This window comes from Neobacillus sp. OS1-2, from assembly GCF_030915505.1.
Classification (GTDB): Bacteria; Bacillota; Bacilli; order Bacillales; family Cytobacillaceae; genus Neobacillus.
In genome coordinates this window covers 2,317,105-2,336,260 of sequence record NZ_CP133265.1, presented here as the reverse complement: position 1 = coordinate 2,336,260, position 19,156 = coordinate 2,317,105, and the positions used below count along the sequence as shown (strand labels likewise).

The window sequence follows — 19,156 nt, the reverse complement described above, 5'->3', positions numbered from 1 at the left end:
GTCACCCCTTTTGATAATAATACTGCAGTGTATCTGGATAAATTTCTGTAGGATAATTTCCGTTAAAACAACCTAGACAAAAGCCCTTTGTACCTAACTGACTAAGCGCCTCTACCATGCCACCCTCACTTAAAAAGGTTAACGAATCCGCTCCAATTAGCTGGCGAATGTCCTCAACCGATTTGTCAGACGCAATCAATTCTTCCTTTGATGACGTATCGATACCGTAGAAACACGGATTTTTAATCGGAGGTGAACTGATAACAACGTGAACCTCTGTTGCCCCGGCATCTTTCAGCATGGAAACAATTCTTCTGCTTGTTGTGCCGCGGACAATGGAGTCGTCGACCATAACCACCCGTTTTCCTTCGACCACTCCGCGAACGGGAGACAGTTTCATTTTGACCCCCTGCTCCCTAAGTGACTGGGAAGGCTGGATGAAGGTCCTGCCGACATATTTATTTTTGATTAACCCCATTTCATAGGGGATCCCCATCGCTTCTGCATAGCCGATTGCCGCTGAAATACTGGAATCCGGAACCCCTGTCACAACGTCCGCATCAATTGGGGCTTCCATCGCCAGTCTTTTTCCCAAGCTTTTTCGGGCAGTATGGACATTCACTCCTTGAATATTACTATCAGGTCTTGAAAAATAAACATACTCCATCATACAAATAGCTTTTGTCGTACTCAGCGAAAACCGCTCTGATGTCAGCCCTTTTTCGTTGATGATTAATAGTTCACCAGGCATAATATCACGGATATATTCAGCACCGACCACATCAAATGCACATGTCTCCGAGGCCACAACATACGCATCACCCAGACAACCAAGCGAAAGCGGTCTGAGACCATGGGGATCAAGGGCCACCATCAGTTCTGTTTCCGTCATAATTAAATAGGCATATGCCCCTTTTAACATGGTCAGGGCATTTTTCACCTGTTCCTTCATGTGGTGAAATCCGCTTCTTCTAATTAAATGGGCTAAAACCTCTGTATCTGAACTGGTTTGAAAAATACTCCCTTGCGCTTCAAGCTGATGTTTTAATGAAGTAGCATTCACAAGGTTGCCATTATGGGCAAGGGCAAGGCTTCCAGTTTGTGAATGGAACAAAAGCGGCTGGACGTTCTCATAGCCGCCGCCTCCTGCTGTCGCATAACGGACATGACCGATCGCTGCTGATCCTATTAATTGGGACATCGCTTCTGCCGTAAAAATCTCTGTTACGAGACCTTCTCCCTTAACGCCTGTAAGTTTCTTTCCATCAGAAACAACGATTCCAGTTCCCTCCTGGCCGCGGTGCTGCAGGGCGTGAAGGCCATAATAGGTTAATTGGGCGGCATCTGGATGTCCAAAGACACCAAAAATGCCGCACTCTTCATTTAATCCCTTGATTTCAGCAAGCATGGGATCGCCCCTTTCCAGGCTGTTTTTAATTCTTCAACCTTGGACACAAGAACCGATTGACCTTCAGATAAAACTTGAAGGATTCCTGTCTCATTCACTTGGCCGATTGGAGCCGCGTCTACTACTCTCTCAAACTCTGCTTGGTGTTCTTTTTTAACGGAAATTAGAAAACGAGATTGGGTCTCGCTAAAAAGTGCAGTAACTGAATCTCCAGTGATTGTTATTTCAGCCCCGAGTCCCTTTTTTGCAAAAAGACATTCTGCAAGAGCAACGGCCAACCCGCCTTCTGACAAATCATGGGCCGATTGAACCAATCCAGCACGAATGGCAGTTAGTATCTGACTCTGTCTTTCTTTTTCTATTTCAATATTTAATTCCGGCGCTTTTCCGAAGATTTCACCGTTCACTAGCTTTTGCAGTTCACTGCCGCCAAACTCAGGTTTTGTCTCCCCAACCAAATAGATATGGTCGCCGCTTTGTTTAAAGTGCTGTGTCGTAATATGGTCGAGGTCACTAACGAGCCCTACCATGCCAATAACAGGTGTTGGATAGATCACCGTGCCGCTTGTTTCGTTGTATAAGGACACGTTACCGCCGATGACTGGTGTTTCAAGAACCCGGCATGCTTCACTGATTCCATCAGCTGCCTTTTCAATCTGCCAGAACACCTCCGGCTTTTCGGGATTGCCAAAGTTGAGGTTATCGGTGATCGCTAACGGTTCGGCACCTGAACAAATAATGTTACGGGCCGCTTCAGCTACCGCAATTTTTCCACCGGTTTCCGGATCTAAGTACACATAACGGGAATTACAATCCGTAGTCATTGCTAAGGCTTTTCGTGTACCTCTAATACGGGTTACAGCAGCATCTGAACCTGGTGATACTACCGTATTCGTGCGCACCATATAATCATATTGTTCATATACCCATTCCTTGCTGGCAATGGTCGGCTGACTTAACAATTTTACTAATGTCTCTTTCAGGTCATCCACCTGCGGAATCTCATTTTCCATCGCCTGGAATTTAGCAAAATAGGCCGGCTCTTTGGAAGGTTTCTGATACACAGGTGCATCTTCAGCCAAGGCATCCACTGGCAGGTCTGCAACCACTTCCCCTTTATGGATGAGGCGGAATTGCTTATCATCCGTGACCTTGCCAATTGCGACAGCTTCTAAATCATATTTAGAAAAGAGATGATTAATCTCTTGTTCTCTGCCTTTTTTCACCACAATAAGCATCCGTTCCTGTGATTCAGACAGCATCATTTCATAAGCGGTCATTCCCGTTTCGCGCTGTGGTACAAGGTCTAAATTCATCTCGATGCCCATCCCGGCTTTGCTGGCCATTTCCGAAGAAGAGCTGGCAAGTCCCGCTGCACCCATATCTTGAATCCCGACAAGCGCATCCGAATGGATCAGCTCCAAGCAAGCTTCTAAAAGTAATTTTTCCATGAATGGATCGCCGACCTGAACCGCCGGACGTTTTTCATCCGAATCCTCTGTGAGTTCCTCTGAAGCAAATGTTGCACCGTGGATCCCGTCGCGGCCTGTTTTGGCCCCAACATACATGACGGTATTGCCAAGACCATGTGCCTGGCCTTTTTTAATATCCTCATGATTGATCAGACCGACACACATGGCGTTGACGAGAGGATTTCCTTCATAGGAAGGATCGAACTGAACTTCGCCCCCGACCGTCGGAATGCCGATACAGTTGCCGTATCCTGCTATTCCAGCTACTACTTCTTTAAAAAGATAACGTGTTCTAGCTTTATCCAGCTCGCCGAAGCGCAGTGAATTTAACATCGCAATCGGTCGAGCGCCCATTGAGAAGACATCACGGATAATTCCGCCCACGCCTGTCGCAGCTCCTTGGTACGGTTCAATTGCGGATGGGTGGTTATGGCTTTCGATTTTAAACACAACCGCCTGACCATCGCCGATATCGACAATTCCAGCCCCTTCGCCTGGGCCTTGAAGAACTTTTTCACCGGATGTAGGGAATTTTCTTAGAACCGGCTTTGAGTTTTTATAACTGCAGTGCTCTGACCACATAACCGAGAAAAGGCCAGTTTCTGTATAGTTCGGCGTTCTGCCAAGGATATTTTCGACCATCGCAAACTCTTCATCGGACAAACCCATTTGCTGATAGATTTTTTCTGTTTTGATTTGCTCCGGATTTGGTTCAAGCGTTGACAACATGTGCTTCCCTCCAAGATTTTACGATTGATTGAAACATTTTCAGCCCGTCGGCGCTGCCTAAAAGCTCGTCAACCGCCCGTTCAGGGTGCGGCATCATACCAAGGACATTTCCTTTTTCGTTTGTGATTCCGGCAATATTCTCAAGACTGCCATTTGGATTTTGCTGATAGGTAAACACAATTTGTTTATTAGCTTTTAGTTGATTGAGAGTTTCTTCGTCACAATAGTAATTTCCTTCGCCATGGGCGACCGGAATCGTGATGGTTTGGTCTTGCTTATATTCAGCAGTAAACATGGATTGATTGTTTGCCACGACTAATTCGACCGGCTTGCAAATAAATGATAGGCTTTCGTTCCGTCTCATCGCTCCCGGCAGCAGACCTGCTTCAAGAAGAATTTGGAATCCGTTGCACACCCCAAGCACTGGCTTGCCGGCTTCTGCGGCTTTCATGACTTCTTTCATGACATTACTGAAACGGGCAATCGCTCCTGTACGAAGGTAATCACCGTACGAGAAGCCGCCTGGTAAAAGGATTCCATCATAACCGTCTAAGCTTTCCGTATCATGCCAAACGTACTCCACTTCTTCACCCAGTTCATCCTTTATTGCATGAAACATGTCAACATCACAGTTCGAACCAGGAAAAACGATCACTGCAAACTTCACTGAGCGACACACTCCTCTACTTCGTAACGGTAGTCTTCAATAACTGGATTGGCTAGCAGCTTTGTACAAATCTCGTTCACGACGTCATCAAGGTCACGCTCTGATTGTTCAATCGTAAGTTCCATATATTTACCGATGCGGACATCAGTTACTTCTTGGTAATTTAATGAATGTAATGATTGAGTGACGGCTTTGCCTTGCGGATCTAATACACTTTCTCTTAACGTTACGTAAACTTTGACTTTATACATGCTGATGACCTCCAAGTCTAGTTAAAATCGTTTTATATGCCTCTGTTAAGCTTCCTAAATCGCGGCGGAATACATCTTTATCCAGCTTTTCATTTGTCTTTTGATCCCATAGGCGGCAGGTGTCTGGAGAAATTTCATCGGCTAATAAAATTTGCCCCTGTTCGTCCTTGCCAAACTCGAGTTTAAAATCGATTAAGGTAATGCCTAGTTCTGCAAAAAAGCTCGATAAAACCGCATTTACTTCCAGCGCCTTTTCTCGTAAAATCGTAATCTCTTCGGCAGTTGCCACATTAAGCTCCAGGATATGGTCATTGGTAAGGAGCGGGTCACCGAGCGCGTCATCTTTTAAATAAAACTCAACCAGTGATGCTGACAGCGGTCTGCCTTCTTCGATTCCCAATCTTTTTGAAAAACTGCCGGCAGCCACGTTACGAACGACTACTTCAAGCGGGATAATAGATACCTTCTTCACCAACTGCTCCGTTTCGGAGATTCTTTTGATAAAGTGTGAGTGAATTCCTTTTTCCATTAGCTTTAAGAATATCAAACTAGTAATCTCGTTATTGAGTCTGCCTTTACCAGTGATCTCTGCTTTCTTTTCTCCATTAAAAGCGGTGGCTGAATCCTTGTATTGGACTAATACAATGTTTTCTTCATCTGTTTTGTAAATTCGCTTGGCTTTTCCTTCGTAAAGCAGTTCTTTCATGGTAGTTCGCTCCTTATTTCGCAATATTGGGAATCTTCAATCTAGAGAGAGGGGCAAATCCCTGCTGTGGTTGCCCCTATTTATTTTGTACTGGCTCAAAAAAACCGATTGGATATCTTTTTAATTCATTCGGTTACGTAGAACCCGTTTACCCGTTCAACCCTAACCGATCAAAAATCGTATCTACATGCTGTAAGTGGTAGTGGTAGTCAAAGCAATCCTCGATTTCCTCACCCGACAGCAACGAGGTAATTTTTCCATCTGCTTCAATCAAGCTGCGGAATGGAACTTGGTTTTCCCAAGCCTCCATTGCCTTCGGCTGCACCGTATCATAAGCCTCTTCACGCGACAAGCCTTTATCAATCAACGCAAGCAGCACGCGCTGTGAATAAATCAATCCTAGCGTACGATCCATGTTGCGTTTCATATTCTCCGGATAAACAGTTAGATTTTTCAATATCCTGCCGAAGCGGTTGAGCATGTAATTCAAGGCAATCGTCGCATCCGGCAAAATGATGCGTTCGGCGGAGGAATGAGAAATATCGCGCTCATGCCAAAGCGGCACATTTTCATAAGCTGTCATCATGTAGCCACGAATCACGCGCGCCATACCAGTCATATTCTCCGAGCCAATTGGGTTCCGTTTATGCGGCATCGCCGATGACCCTTTTTGACCCTTCGCAAAAAATTCCTCAACCTCACGCGTTTCACTCTTTTGCAACCCGCGAACCTCAACAGCAAATTTTTCGATGGAAGTAGCGATTAATGCGATGGTGGACATATAGTGTGCATGGCGGTCGCGCTGCAATGTTTGTGTCGATATGGGCGCCCGGCCAAGACCTAATTTTTCACACACATACTGTTCCACAAACGGATTAATATTGGCGTAAGTTCCAACAGCACCGGAGATCTTTCCGAACTCTACCCCTTCAGCCGCTTGCTTAAAACGCTCTAGATTGCGTTTCATTTCCTCATACCACAGAGCAAGCTTCAACCCAAATGTTGTCGGTTCCGCATGGACCCCATGTGTCCGTCCCATCATGACCGTCATTTTGTGCTCAATAGCCTTATTTTTTAAAATCTCAATAAAGCTTTCTAAATCCTGCAATAAAATTTCATTCGCTTGCTTCAATACATAGGAAAGTGCTGTATCTACGACATCTGTTGAAGTTAAGCCGTAATGAACCCATTTCCGTTCTTCGCCCAATGTTTCCGAAACCGCACGAGTAAAAGCAACCACATCATGCCTAGTCTCTTCTTCGATTTCTTTAATGCGATCAATATTAAAAGAAGCATGTTCACGAAGTTTCTTAACATCTTCTTTCGGAATTTCTCCTAATTCTGCCCATGCCTCACATGCTAGAATTTCCACCTCAAGCCAGGCGTTAAAGCGATTCTCCTCCGTCCAAATGGCTCCCATTTCCGGTCTAGTATAACGATCAATCATCTTTTTTCCTCCGATCATTTCTTTAGCTGTTACGCCAGATAGTGCTCTCCTCAATCTCCCAAAGGGCTTCATCGACGTTATCCTTCAAAATGGTAACATGCCCCATCTTCCTTTTCAATTTTGGTTCCTTTTTCCCGTATAAATGAATCTTCCAGCCCTTAATTGTCTGAAACTCTTTAAATAAGCAGTCAAGATGCTCTCCTAATAGATTGACCATAACCGCCGGTTTTAATAGCTCCGTGCTTCCTAATGGTAAATTGCAAATTGCACGGATATGCTGTTCGAACTGTGACGTCTCGCAGGCCTCGATGGAAAAGTGACCTGAGTTATGCGGCCTCGGTGCCAGCTCGTTGATATATATTTTACCCTCACTGGTCACAAACATCTCGACTGCCAACGTCCCGACTAGCCCAAGCGAATCAGCAATCTGCCTCGCCTCTCGGACCGCCTTTTCCCGTAATTCATCTGGGATTCGGGCCGGAACAATCGTTGTATGCAAAATATTTTCTTCATGAATGTTTTCTGCTACTGGAAAAAATGCCGTTTCTCCATCTAGCTTTCTTGTAACAATGACGGATACTTCTTTTTCAAACGGTATCCATTTTTCCAGGACACAACGTCCATGGTTCAGAAGCACCTCTGCTTTAGATAGATCCTGCTCGGTTTTAAACACCAACTGACCTTTGCCATCATAGCCGCCTCTTGCGGTTTTCAGTACAGCAGGATAACCAATCCACTCTATTTTTAAAAGTAAATCTTCAACACTTTCGATAACCTCATAGGGCGCCACTTGTACTCCTGCCTGCTGGATGGCCGCCTTTTCCTTGATCCGATCCTGCGTTATGGTTAATAGCTCGGGACCTTGTGGCACATAGGCCTTACCACAAAGCCAGCTTAATGTATCAGCATCAATGTTTTCAAATTCATAGGTAATCACGTCACTCATTACAGCGAGCTTTGCAATGGCCTCGCGATCATCATAAGAACCGATTACTTCGAAGTCCGCCACTTGTCCGCACGGGGAATCGGAAACAGGTTCTAAAACTGCAATACGGTATCCTTGCGCCTTAGCCGCTAATGCCATCATTCTTCCTAGTTGCCCGCCGCCAATAATACCAATGGTAGATCCAGGTAATATCGTCTTGTTATCCAAGTTGATCACTACTTTCTAGAACCTCTAGTTTAATAGTTTCTCTTCTAGCATCTAATTGATTGGCGAGTCTTGCATCTTCTGTGGCTAAAATTTGTGCAGCCAGCAAGCCTGCATTCATGGCTCCCGCTTTCCCAATCGCCACCGTTGCAACGGGCACACCGCCTGGCATTTGCACAATCGACAGCAAGGAGTCCAAACCATTTAACGCTTTTGATTGAACAGGTACACCGATGACCGGCAATGTCGTTTTTGCTGCGACCATGCCAGGGAGATGGGCCGCACCGCCTGCACCTGCGATGATCACCTTTAATCCTCTTTTTCTAGCATTTTCTGCATATGTAAACATCAAATCAGGTGTGCGATGGGCAGAAACAACCTTTTTTTCATAAGGAATTTCAAATTGTTCTAAAATCTCGCATGCAGGCTTCATCGTATCCCAATCTGACTTGCTTCCCATGATCACTCCGACAAGAGTTCCCATCTTTCAGCCCCCTTTTTTAAAAAAACAACTATGTCTGCCCCGTTTTCCATGCAAATAAAATACCCGGACAAATAGCCTCTCCATAAGAGAAAGCCATTTGTCCGGGCATACGAAATCCAGGGTCAACAAATAGTGAGTCTTCGCCCCAAATTGTGCTCGAACATATTGACTTTCCCTCATAGTCCAATAATTTACGGTTATTGGGTAGAAACTTATGGGCCATATTCCCATGGATATACGAGGGTAAAAGTAATTTCTTAATTAACTATCATTATCATACCAAGAACTTCAGTTAAATGTCAACCATAAAATCGAACATTACTTTAAAACAAGTCATGAATGTTCGTGTTTTACTCAACCAACATTGCCTCAAAGACGATTTGGCGGCCAATTGGTTCATAAATAGTCTCTCCACCCCTTTTTACTTCTTGAAAAATAGGCTTTTCTATTCGGCGGACAGGGGAGTACCCATCTTGCTTCATTCTATTCAAGCACTCCTCAATACTTTCATTTTCTTGGACTTCAAATTGCACTTTCTTTTTACTCATGAAAATAGCTTCCCTCTTTTCACCGATTTCACCCAGAAGCCTCCATGAATCGACTTGGGCTCATATGTAATGATAAACGCTTTTGGGTCTAAACTTTTTATCGCTTCATATAGCTTTAATTCAAATTTCCTTGGCGTAAGGATTTGCAGCGCCATTCGGTCGCCCTCGAGTCCATTTGCCTCCCAATTGGTTACGCCATATCCCTTTTCTCTTAATATTCTAGGCAGATTTTTATCATACTCCTTCGTAATTACATTCACCGTAATATAGCCTAACGCCAGCTTTTCCTCAATTTTCATCCCAACAATCACACCAATACCATAACCAACCGCATACGCAATGAGATTTTGAATTTCATTAAGATTATTTAAGACAAGGCCGAGCCCAAGTACATAAATGACCACTTCTATCATACTGAGCGATGCAGCTAAATAACGCTGCCCCTTCAGCGTCAAGATCATCCTTATGGTAAAAAAAGAAACATAAACAATATTAATAATTAGGATAATCGCGACCATCATAAAACTATTTTCTAACACATGAAGTCCTCCCTATTATTATGCCTTCTCCACTTTATCACAAATGTTCTTAAATTCCTGATGAATTTTACTCATTTGCACACAATATATATACCCATCTCTAACGTAAAAAGAGGCGATTAGATGAAAAAAATAGTACTACTAACTATTTTACTTGTTTCTGTTATTATTCCATTCCACTCGATAACATACGCAGATAATAGACATGATACTTTAAAAGCGGCATTTATCCGCGGTGATAATTTGTGGATGAAAAGTGGAAATGTGGAAAGAAAGCTTACACATGAGGGCTTTATAAGGTATCCAAAATGGTCACATGATGGGGAATGGGTTGCCTACTTAAAAGAACAAAGGAAAATGGACGGCTCCATCGATAATGGTGAACTATTTTTATACAATATCCCCTTGAACAAGCATATAAAAGTTACATCCAATGTAACGAGCAATTTCCAGTGGTCTCCACAGCAAAATAAACTTACCTTTCTTAAAAAGTCTGATCTATTTGTTGTTAATACAGCAGATCCAGCAAAGCCATTTCTTATCAATCACCTGGCAGATAAGGTTGAAAACTTTTCTTGGTATCCAAACGGGAAAGAACTATTGATATCCACTAAGGAAAGTCCAACGCTTCATACAGATATCCAGTTATCAAAACTCTCACTAGGAATGGACCGGCAAAAGCCAATTGTAAAGCCGGTTTTTACCATTCAAGTTGGAGCGAAAGATTACTATGTAAGCACCAGCCAGTTTAAATGGTCACACGACCGTAAGTGGATTAGTTTTTTATTAAATCCTACAGCTTCATTGTCAGCAGACAGTAATACTCTTTGTGTGCTTTCTGTGGATGGGCAGGTTTTTCAACGAATAGATGAAATGTTAAATCATGAAGAATGGCTACAATGGGCGCCAAACAGGAATGCTCTTGGCTATATTAGCGGGTTCGGCAGGGAAGTGTTGAAAAATAAACAATTCAAGATACTGGGTGTTCCGGCCTTCCGGAAGGAACGGTTAACTCCTGCGGGGTATGCAGATCGGGATTTTTCTTGGAAAAATAACCATGTATTATACGTTTCACGTTCGCCTGAGAGTGAATTAGTGGAGATCAAGGAACGGCCATTACCAAGCATATTCGAAATATCGGACAATCAAAAACAGGTAACCTTCCCTGCAAAAAATGAAGGTGACTTTGCCCCGCAAGTTCATCGCAGGCAGTTCATTTGGATTAGGACCGATAGGGCGGCTGCCAATATAATTGTAGCGGCAAGTAAAGATATGAAAGAAAAACAATGGATTAAAAACCTTACGATGGCAAGCTGGTATTATGAAAAGTGGAATTGGGAAGAGGTTTTTAGTTTATATAGGGGGTAAGGAATTTTTTATTACTATCCAGTTTATTGCCAATCTCCCTTTTATGCATAAAAAAAGACAATCTTTTCAGATTGTCTTTTTTCTGCCTGGCAACGTCCTACTCTCACAGGGGCGCATGCCCCAACTACCATCGGCGCTGAGAAGCTTAACTTCCGTGTTCGGTATGGGAACGGGTGTGACCTTCTCGCCATAATTACCAGACTAATTTAATTGAGAGATCGTTCTCTCAAAACTAGATAATGCAGAAGAAGTGGTAAAAACGAATAATCAAATGGTTAAGTCCTCGAACGATTAGTATCAGTCAGCTCCACATGTCGCCACGCTTCCACCTCTGACCTATCAACCTGATCATCTTTCAGGGTTCTTACTAGCTTGCGCTATGGGAAATCTCATCTTGAGGGGGGCTTCATGCTTAGATGCTTTCAGCACTTATCCCGTCCGCACATAGCTACCCAGCGATGCCCTTGGCAGAACAACTGGTACACCAGCGGTGCGTCCATCCCGGTCCTCTCGTACTAAGGACAGCTCCTCTCAAATTTCCTGCGCCCACGACGGATAGGGACCGAACTGTCTCACGACGTTCTGAACCCAGCTCGCGTACCGCTTTAATGGGCGAACAGCCCAACCCTTGGGACCGACTACAGCCCCAGGATGCGATGAGCCGACATCGAGGTGCCAAACCTCCCCGTCGATGTGGACTCTTGGGGGAGATAAGCCTGTTATCCCCGGGGTAGCTTTTATCCGTTGAGCGATGGCCCTTCCATGCGGAACCACCGGATCACTAAGCCCGACTTTCGTCCCTGCTCGACTTGTAGGTCTCGCAGTCAAGCTCCCTTGTGCCTTTACACTCTACGAATGATTTCCAACCATTCTGAGGGAACCTTTGGGCGCCTCCGTTACTCTTTAGGAGGCGACCGCCCCAGTCAAACTGCCCACCTGACACTGTCTCCCACCCCGATAAGGGGTGCGGGTTAGAATTTCAATACAGCCAGGGTAGTATCCCACCGACGCCTCCACCGAAGCTAGCGCTCCGGCTTCTCAGGCTCCTACCTATCCTGTACAAGCTGTACCAAAATTCAATATCAGGCTACAGTAAAGCTCCACGGGGTCTTTCCGTCCTGTCGCGGGTAACCTGCATCTTCACAGGTACTATAATTTCACCGAGTCTCTCGTTGAGACAGTGCCCAGATCGTTACGCCTTTCGTGCGGGTCGGAACTTACCCGACAAGGAATTTCGCTACCTTAGGACCGTTATAGTTACGGCCGCCGTTTACTGGGGCTTCGATTCAGAGCTTCGCGTGAGCTAACCCCTCCTCTTAACCTTCCAGCACCGGGCAGGCGTCAGCCCCTATACTTCGCCTTGCGGCTTCGCAGAGACCTGTGTTTTTGCTAAACAGTCGCCTGGGCCTATTCACTGCGGCTCTTCAGGGCTATGAACCCTAAAGAGCACCCCTTCTCCCGAAGTTACGGGGTCATTTTGCCGAGTTCCTTAACGAGAGTTCTCTCGCTCACCTTAGGATTCTCTCCTCGCCTACCTGTGTCGGTTTGCGGTACGGGCACCTTTTATCTCGCTAGAGGCTTTTCTTGGCAGTGTGGAATCAGGAACTTCGGTACTATATTTCCCTCGGCATCACAGCTCAAGCGTTGTGAGAAGCGGATTTTCCTACTTCTCGCTCTAACTGCTTACACGCACATATCCAACAGTGCGCTTACCCTATCCTCCTGCGTCCCCCCATCACTCAAACGATAAAGAGGTGGTACAGGAATATCAATCTGTTGTCCATCGCCTACGCCTTTCGGCCTCGGCTTAGGTCCCGACTAACCCTGAGCGGACGAGCCTTCCTCAGGAAACCTTAGGCATTCGGTGGATGAGATTCTCACTCATCTTTCGCTACTCATACCGGCATTCTCACTTCTAAGCGCTCCACCAGTCCTTACGGTCTAGCTTCAACGCCCTTAGAACGCTCTCCTACCACTGACATCATAGATGTCAATCCACAGCTTCGGTGATACGTTTAGCCCCGGTACATTTTCGGCGCAGAGTCACTCGACCAGTGAGCTATTACGCACTCTTTAAATGGTGGCTGCTTCTAAGCCAACATCCTGGTTGTCTAAGCAACTCCACATCCTTTTCCACTTAACGTATACTTTGGGACCTTAGCTGGTGGTCTGGGCTGTTTCCCTTTTGACTACGGATCTTATCACTCGCAGTCTGACTCCCACGGATAAGTCTTTGGCATTCGGAGTTTGTCTGAATTCGGTAACCCGATGAGGGCCCCTAGTCCAAACAGTGCTCTACCTCCAAGACTCTTACTACGTGAGGCTAGCCCTAAAGCTATTTCGGAGAGAACCAGCTATCTCCAAGTTCGATTGGAATTTCTCCGCTACCCACACCTCATCCCCGCACTTTTCAACGTGCGTGGGTTCGGGCCTCCATCCAGTGTTACCTGGACTTCACCCTGGACATGGGTAGATCACCTGGTTTCGGGTCTACGACTACATACTAAATTCGCCCTATTCAGACTCGCTTTCGCTGCGGCTCCGTCTCTTCAACTTAACCTTGCATGTAATCGTAACTCGCCGGTTCATTCTACAAAAGGCACGCCATCACCCATAAACGGGCTCTGACTACTTGTAGGCACACGGTTTCAGGAACTATTTCACTCCCCTTCCGGGGTGCTTTTCACCTTTCCCTCACGGTACTGGTTCACTATCGGTCACTAGGGAGTATTTAGCCTTGGGAGATGGTCCTCCCTGCTTCCGACCGGATTTCTCGTGTCCGGCCGTACTCAGGATCCACTCAGGAGGGAACGAAGTTTCAACTACAGGGCTTTTACCTTCTCTGGCTGACCTTTCCAGGTCGCTTCATTTACCCCGTTCCTTTGTAACTCCATGTTGAGTGTCCTACAACCCCAAGAGGCAAGCCTCTTGGTTTGGGCTATGTCCCGTTTCGCTCGCCGCTACTCAGGGAATCGCGTTTGCTTTCTCTTCCTCCGGGTACTTAGATGTTTCAGTTCCCCGGGTATGCCTTCTATACCCTATGTATTCAGGTAGAGATACTGTTCCATTACGAACAGTGGGTTCCCCCATTCGGAAATCTCCGGATCAAAGCTTACTTACAGCTCCCCGAAGCATATCGGTGTTAGTCCCGTCCTTCATCGGCTCCTAGTGCCAAGGCATTCACCGTGCGCCCTTTCTAACTTAACCTAAAAGGTTTGTTTCTCTATTAAATAGAGAGAAAACTAAAATGGCGATTACTCGATGTTTACTTTGCTTCTTCTTACGATTATCTAGTTTTCAAAGAACGAATTTTTGAGAGAATTGCACTCTCAAAACTAAACAAACAAGAAACGTCAACCTTATGATCAGTCCGAAAGGACTGCATATTCCTTAGAAAGGAGGTGATCCAGCCGCACCTTCCGATACGGCTACCTTGTTACGACTTCACCCCAATCATCTGTCCCACCTTAGGCGGCTGGCTCCTTACGGTTACCCCACCGACTTCGGGTGTTACAAACTCTCGTGGTGTGACGGGCGGTGTGTACAAGGCCCGGGAACGTATTCACCGCGGCATGCTGATCCGCGATTACTAGCGATTCCGGCTTCATGTAGGCGAGTTGCAGCCTACAATCCGAACTGAGAATGGTTTTATGGGATTGGCTAAACCTCGCGGTCTTGCAGCCCTTTGTACCATCCATTGTAGCACGTGTGTAGCCCAGGTCATAAGGGGCATGATGATTTGACGTCATCCCCACCTTCCTCCGGTTTGTCACCGGCAGTCACCTTAGAGTGCCCAACTGAATGCTGGCAACTAAGATCAAGGGTTGCGCTCGTTGCGGGACTTAACCCAACATCTCACGACACGAGCTGACGACAACCATGCACCACCTGTCACTCTGTCCCCCGAAGGGGAACGTCCTATCTCTAGGAGTGTCAGAGGATGTCAAGACCTGGTAAGGTTCTTCGCGTTGCTTCGAATTAAACCACATGCTCCACCGCTTGTGCGGGCCCCCGTCAATTCCTTTGAGTTTCAGCCTTGCGGCCGTACTCCCCAGGCGGAGTGCTTAATGCGTTAGCTGCAGCACTAAGGGGCGGAAACCCCCTAACACTTAGCACTCATCGTTTACGGCGTGGACTACCAGGGTATCTAATCCTGTTTGCTCCCCACGCTTTCGCGCCTCAGCGTCAGTTACAGACCAGAAAGCCGCCTTCGCCACTGGTGTTCCTCCACATCTCTACGCATTTCACCGCTACACGTGGAATTCCGCTTTCCTCTTCTGCACTCAAGTCCCCCAGTTTCCAATGACCCTCCACGGTTGAGCCGTGGGCTTTCACATCAGACTTAAAGGACCGCCTGCGCGCGCTTTACGCCCAATAATTCCGGACAACGCTTGCCACCTACGTATTACCGCGGCTGCTGGCACGTAGTTAGCCGTGGCTTTCTGGTTAGGTACCGTCAAGGTACCGGCAGTTACTCCGGCACTTGTTCTTCCCTAACAACAGAGCTTTACGACCCGAAGGCCTTCATCGCTCACGCGGCGTTGCTCCATCAGACTTTCGTCCATTGTGGAAGATTCCCTACTGCTGCCTCCCGTAGGAGTCTGGGCCGTGTCTCAGTCCCAGTGTGGCCGATCACCCTCTCAGGTCGGCTACGCATCGTCGCCTTGGTGAGCCGTTACCTCACCAACTAGCTAATGCGCCGCGGGCCCATCTGTAAGTGACAGCCGAAACCGTCTTTCAGCATTTCCTCATGAGAGGAAATGGATTATCCGGTATTAGCACCGGTTTCCCGGTGTTATCCCAGTCTTACAGGCAGGTTGCCCACGTGTTACTCACCCGTCCGCCGCTCACCCTAGGGAGCAAGCTCCCAAAGATCCGCTCGACTTGCATGTATTAGGCACGCCGCCAGCGTTCGTCCTGAGCCAGGATCAAACTCTCCAAGAAAGTTGATTAGCTCATTTGTTACGTTGGCTTAGTTTCATCTATATTGAAACTAAAAAATATTGTTTGTTGACGTTTTTGTTTGTTTAGTTTTCAAAGAACAATTCGTTACTTCGTTTAGAAGCAACTTTATTACTATATCATTTCGTTAATTTCTTGTCAACAACTTTTTGAAATGTTTTTAACATCTTCATGTTGTTAACTCGTCAGTAACGACTGCTTTAATATAATAACACCATGAATACAGAACGTCAACCATAATAATAAACTTTTCCTTTTTTTTGAGGAATAAGAAAAGCCGACCTCAGTGGCCGGCTTTTCTTATTTTGAAATTTTAACAATACCTTCTTGCTTTAGATCAACTAGACCCTGCTTTTCAATGACCACCTTTTCACCTTCAGCTAAGTTTGTGAACACAATGGGTGAAATTGTAGAGGTTGCATTTGCTTTTATATAATCCAGATTCACTTTTAATAATGGTTGTCCTTTTACAATGCAGTCATTTTCGGAAACTAACGGTTCAAATCCTTGCCCTTTTAGGTTAACGGTATCAATCCCAACATGGATTAATATTTCACGACCACTATCTGAAAGGATACCAATCGCATGTTTCGTAGGGAAAAGATTGACGATTTTTCCATCTACAGGTGAAACCACCATTCCCTCTGCCGGTATAATGGCAAAACCGTCTCCCATCAACTTTCCTGCAAACACTTGATCCGGTACTTCTGTAATAGGCTTGATTTCTCCTTTAAGAGGTGCAACAAAATTTCCGTCACCGTTGCGTTCGGACCGAAGCGCTTCAGATGGAATCTCCCCTAAGTGTTGTCCCAGACCTTTTTCCAGGGCGTTACCAGGTGTTGTGCGTTGACGTTTTCCTACTATTATATCTTCTATTTGACCTTTGATGGTTTCAGAACGTGGTCCTAAGATTGCTTGAATATTGTTTCCTACTTCAAGCACACCTGCAGCCCCTAATTTTTTCAATTGACCCTTGTCTACAATCTTACTATCATATACAGAAACACGGAGACGAGTAATACACGCATCTAGATGGGCAATATTTTGTTGTCCGCCCATTGCTTCAAGAATTTGATAGGGAAGGTCACCTTTTTGTCCTTTCGGAACCTCCGTCGCTGATACACTTTCATCATCTTCTCTACCTGGTGTTTTTACGTTAAACTTGGTAATAATAAAGCGGAATACAAAGTAATAAACAACCGCAAAAACAATACCTAATAGTACAGCAATCCACCAACGCTCTTTTCCTGGAAGGATACCAAATAGGAAAAAGTCAATGGCACCACCGGAGAATGTGTAACCCAAATGAACCTTAAACATTGCCATCACTATAAACGCTAACCCATCGAGGACTGCGTGGATAAAGAATAACAATGGCGATACAAACAAAAATGAAAATTCCAGTGGTTCCGTAATACCTGTTAGGAACGATGTTAATGCAGCAGAACCCAACAATCCCGCCACCATCTTTTTCTTTTCAGGTTTCGCTGTATGATACATGGCCAGAGCTGCAGCTGGCAAACCAAACATCATAACAGGAAATTCGCCTTGCATAAAGTAACCAGCCGTAAGTTTTACATTATCTTTTAATTGCGCAAAGAAAATCGTCATGTCACCATGAACAATATTGCCTCCAGCTGTTTTATAGGAACCGAACTCATACCAGAATGGGGCATACCAAATATGATGCAATCCAAATGGAATAAGTAATCTCTTAATAAATCCAAAAGCAAATACAGCTAGGTATGTTCCGCTTCCAAGCATCCAGTTTGAAGCAGCATTCATCCCGTGCTGAATTGGCGGCCATATAAGCAAGAGCAATAGACCAGTAATTAACGAGAACACAGCTGTTACAATCGGTACAAACCGTTTGCCGGCAAAAAATCCAAGGAACGAAGGCATTTCAATATTGTAGTATCGATTGTAGGCAAAAGCCGCAAGTAATCCGACAATAATCCCTCCAAATACTCCTGTTTGCAGGGTTGGAATACCTAGTACATTTGCATAAGATGGATCTGTTCCTACCATTTCCGCCGTAACACCAGCCCACGTGCACATAACCTGGTTTAACACTAAATAACCGACAATAGCCGCTAGGGCAGCAGCACCGTCTCCCGCTAAACCCAAAGCAACACCCGCTGCAAAGATTAGCGCTAAGTTGCCAAAAATGATGGAGCCTGCGTCCTCCATCACACTGGCAACCAATTGAATCCAATGTGCATCAAGAAACGGCAAATAATTAAGCGTTGTCGGCTGTTGAAATGCATTGCCGATACCAAGCAAAAGACCAGCTGCCGGCAATAGGGCAACCGGAAGCATAAGCGCCTTCCCGACTTTTTGTAAGACGCCAAAGGCGTTTTTAAACATATCAATACTACCTCCCTACTAAATTCCCAAACCTCATAAGACATTAACTTTTTGGTAAAAAAAACAATAAAAAAGGCAAGAGTAAAAGTTCAACTGAATGAAGGTATAGGCATAGATTCCCCCTAACACTTCATTTCAATTAATACTTTTCACCCATGCCTGATCGTATCAGTAACACGTAAAAAATAATAGCTATTTATATTTATTTTGAAGTCTTTGTAAATGCATCGTTAAATAAACGGCTTCTGCATCAAAAACACTCAATTTTAAGGTTTGCTGCATCACTTTAATGAGCTTCCACGCAAGATTATAGCACACAGGGTATTCCTCTTTAAATAGAGAAGCAATTTTTTTTGGTTCTTCTACTCTCTCACCCTTCATTACACGGTTAATAGCAAAGTGAAGATGGCGAACTAGCCTCATATAATCGATGCTTTCTTTATCAATTTCGAATTTAAACTGATCCTCTACCATTTCTACCAGCTTGCTGACAAGCTGCGAATGTTGATTCACAACTGATAGATTTTTATTTGTAATTGCACTATGGACGTGAAGAGCAATAAATCCAATTTCGCCAACAGGCAGGCTTATTCCCGTCTTCGCTTTAATGTCCTCGACCACTTCTGCCGCGACTTCATACTCATGGCGGTAAAGCGCCTTCGTCTCAACAAGGAATGGGTTTCGCATTTCCATACCTTGTGAAGCTCTTGTCAAGGCAAACATTAAATGATCCGTTAATGCCACATGAATATGTTCATTTAAAACAGAATGTGTTCGTTGCTTAATTAAGTCAATCGAGGAAATAATGACCTCTAAATAATCGTTATCAATAAAGGGTAGCAGCTTGATGTAGTTTTCTTGTACTTTTTCACTTTTTAAGACAAACAGCTTTTCAACCGCATCCGTATCAATATAGTCGCCTTGTTTTCGATTAAACCCAATGCCTTTCCCTATTAAAACAACTTCTTCATAGGAAGGGTGTTTAGCGATTAATACATTGTTATTTAATACTTTTTCTATAAGTAAGTTTGCCAAACCCTAACCTCCTATTCCTCTCC

At 45.0% G+C, this 19,156-nt stretch carries 13 protein-coding genes, 3 rRNA genes and 1 riboswitch; of the genes, 1 reads left to right on the top strand and 15 read right to left on the bottom strand.

Annotated features, from left to right (window positions below; translation table 11 throughout):
• Position 1 precedes the first annotated feature (1 nt).
• The 10 genes from purF to RCG19_RS11470 form a co-directional block, all read right to left on the bottom strand.
• A complete protein-coding gene (gene purF, locus RCG19_RS11515) occupies positions 2-1,408 on the bottom strand; it encodes an amidophosphoribosyltransferase (protein WP_308110877.1) in 1,407 nt (468 codons plus the stop codon).
• Positions 1,384-3,609 (bottom strand): phosphoribosylformylglycinamidine synthase subunit PurL, encoded by a 2,226-nt coding sequence (purL, locus tag RCG19_RS11510; RefSeq protein ID WP_308110876.1) that lies wholly within the window; start codon positions 3,607-3,609, stop codon positions 1,384-1,386. The genes purF and purL overlap by 25 nt, the downstream gene beginning before the upstream one ends.
• On the bottom strand, positions 3,593-4,276 hold the full coding sequence (gene purQ / locus RCG19_RS11505; RefSeq protein ID WP_308110875.1) for a phosphoribosylformylglycinamidine synthase subunit PurQ: 684 nt from the start codon (positions 4,274-4,276) through the stop codon (positions 3,593-3,595). Before purQ ends, purL begins: the two co-directional genes overlap by 17 nt.
• Entirely contained in the window at positions 4,273-4,527 is a 255-nt protein-coding gene (gene purS / locus RCG19_RS11500) for a phosphoribosylformylglycinamidine synthase subunit PurS (protein WP_166245876.1), read from the bottom strand. The genes purQ and purS overlap by 4 nt, the downstream gene beginning before the upstream one ends.
• Complete coding sequence (gene purC, locus RCG19_RS11495; protein WP_308110874.1) at positions 4,520-5,233, bottom strand: phosphoribosylaminoimidazolesuccinocarboxamide synthase; 714 nt, start codon at positions 5,231-5,233, stop codon at positions 4,520-4,522. Before purC ends, purS begins: the two co-directional genes overlap by 8 nt.
• 148 nt (positions 5,234-5,381) lie before the next feature.
• Complete coding sequence (purB, locus tag RCG19_RS11490; protein WP_308110873.1) at positions 5,382-6,680, bottom strand: adenylosuccinate lyase; 1,299 nt, start codon at positions 6,678-6,680, stop codon at positions 5,382-5,384.
• Between the two features lie 22 nt (positions 6,681-6,702).
• A complete protein-coding gene (gene purK / locus RCG19_RS11485) occupies positions 6,703-7,842 on the bottom strand; it encodes a 5-(carboxyamino)imidazole ribonucleotide synthase (RefSeq protein WP_308110872.1) in 1,140 nt (379 codons plus the stop codon).
• Complete coding sequence (gene purE, locus RCG19_RS11480; RefSeq protein ID WP_166245870.1) at positions 7,826-8,314, bottom strand: 5-(carboxyamino)imidazole ribonucleotide mutase; 489 nt, start codon at positions 8,312-8,314, stop codon at positions 7,826-7,828. Before purE ends, purK begins: the two co-directional genes overlap by 17 nt.
• A 159-nt stretch (positions 8,315-8,473) precedes the next feature.
• Positions 8,474-8,575: riboswitch (purine riboswitch) on the bottom strand.
• A gap of 89 nt (positions 8,576-8,664) precedes the next feature.
• A complete protein-coding gene (locus tag RCG19_RS11475) occupies positions 8,665-8,862 on the bottom strand; it encodes an NETI motif-containing protein (RefSeq protein WP_166245868.1) in 198 nt (65 codons plus the stop codon).
• Positions 8,859-9,383: a DUF2179 domain-containing protein gene (locus tag RCG19_RS11470; protein WP_166245912.1), complete on the bottom strand. Its 525-nt coding sequence runs from the start codon at positions 9,381-9,383 to the stop codon at positions 8,859-8,861. The genes RCG19_RS11475 and RCG19_RS11470 overlap by 4 nt, the downstream gene beginning before the upstream one ends.
• A 141-nt stretch (positions 9,384-9,524) precedes the next feature.
• Here RCG19_RS11470 and RCG19_RS11465 point away from each other — a divergent pair, with 141 nt between their 5' ends.
• The gene (locus RCG19_RS11465; protein WP_308110870.1) at positions 9,525-10,769 is read left to right on the top strand and encodes a TolB family protein; all 1,245 of its coding nucleotides are present in this window, start codon (positions 9,525-9,527) and stop codon (positions 10,767-10,769) included.
• A gap of 84 nt (positions 10,770-10,853) precedes the next feature.
• Here the strand turns inward: RCG19_RS11465 and rrf are convergent.
• The 5 genes from rrf to glcT all read right to left on the bottom strand — a co-directional run bounded on the left by rrf (position 10,854) and on the right by glcT (position 19,133).
• Positions 10,854-10,970: ribosomal RNA gene (gene rrf, locus RCG19_RS11460) — 5S ribosomal RNA — on the bottom strand.
• Positions 10,971-11,040: 70 nt separating this feature from the next.
• Positions 11,041-13,976 (bottom strand): 23S ribosomal RNA (locus tag RCG19_RS11455).
• A 187-nt stretch (positions 13,977-14,163) separates the two neighbouring features.
• A 16S ribosomal RNA gene (locus RCG19_RS11450) occupies positions 14,164-15,713 on the bottom strand.
• Together the 16S, 23S and 5S rRNA genes form the textbook arrangement of a ribosomal RNA operon.
• Positions 15,714-16,031: 318 nt before the next feature.
• On the bottom strand, positions 16,032-18,098 hold the full coding sequence (gene ptsG / locus RCG19_RS11445; RefSeq protein WP_308110869.1) for a glucose-specific PTS transporter subunit IIBC: 2,067 nt from the start codon (positions 18,096-18,098) through the stop codon (positions 16,032-16,034).
• A 192-nt stretch (positions 18,099-18,290) separates the two neighbouring features.
• A complete protein-coding gene (glcT, locus tag RCG19_RS11440; RefSeq protein ID WP_166244231.1) occupies positions 18,291-19,133 on the bottom strand; it encodes a glucose PTS transporter transcription antiterminator GlcT in 843 nt (280 codons plus the stop codon).
• Positions 19,134-19,156 lie beyond the last annotated feature (23 nt).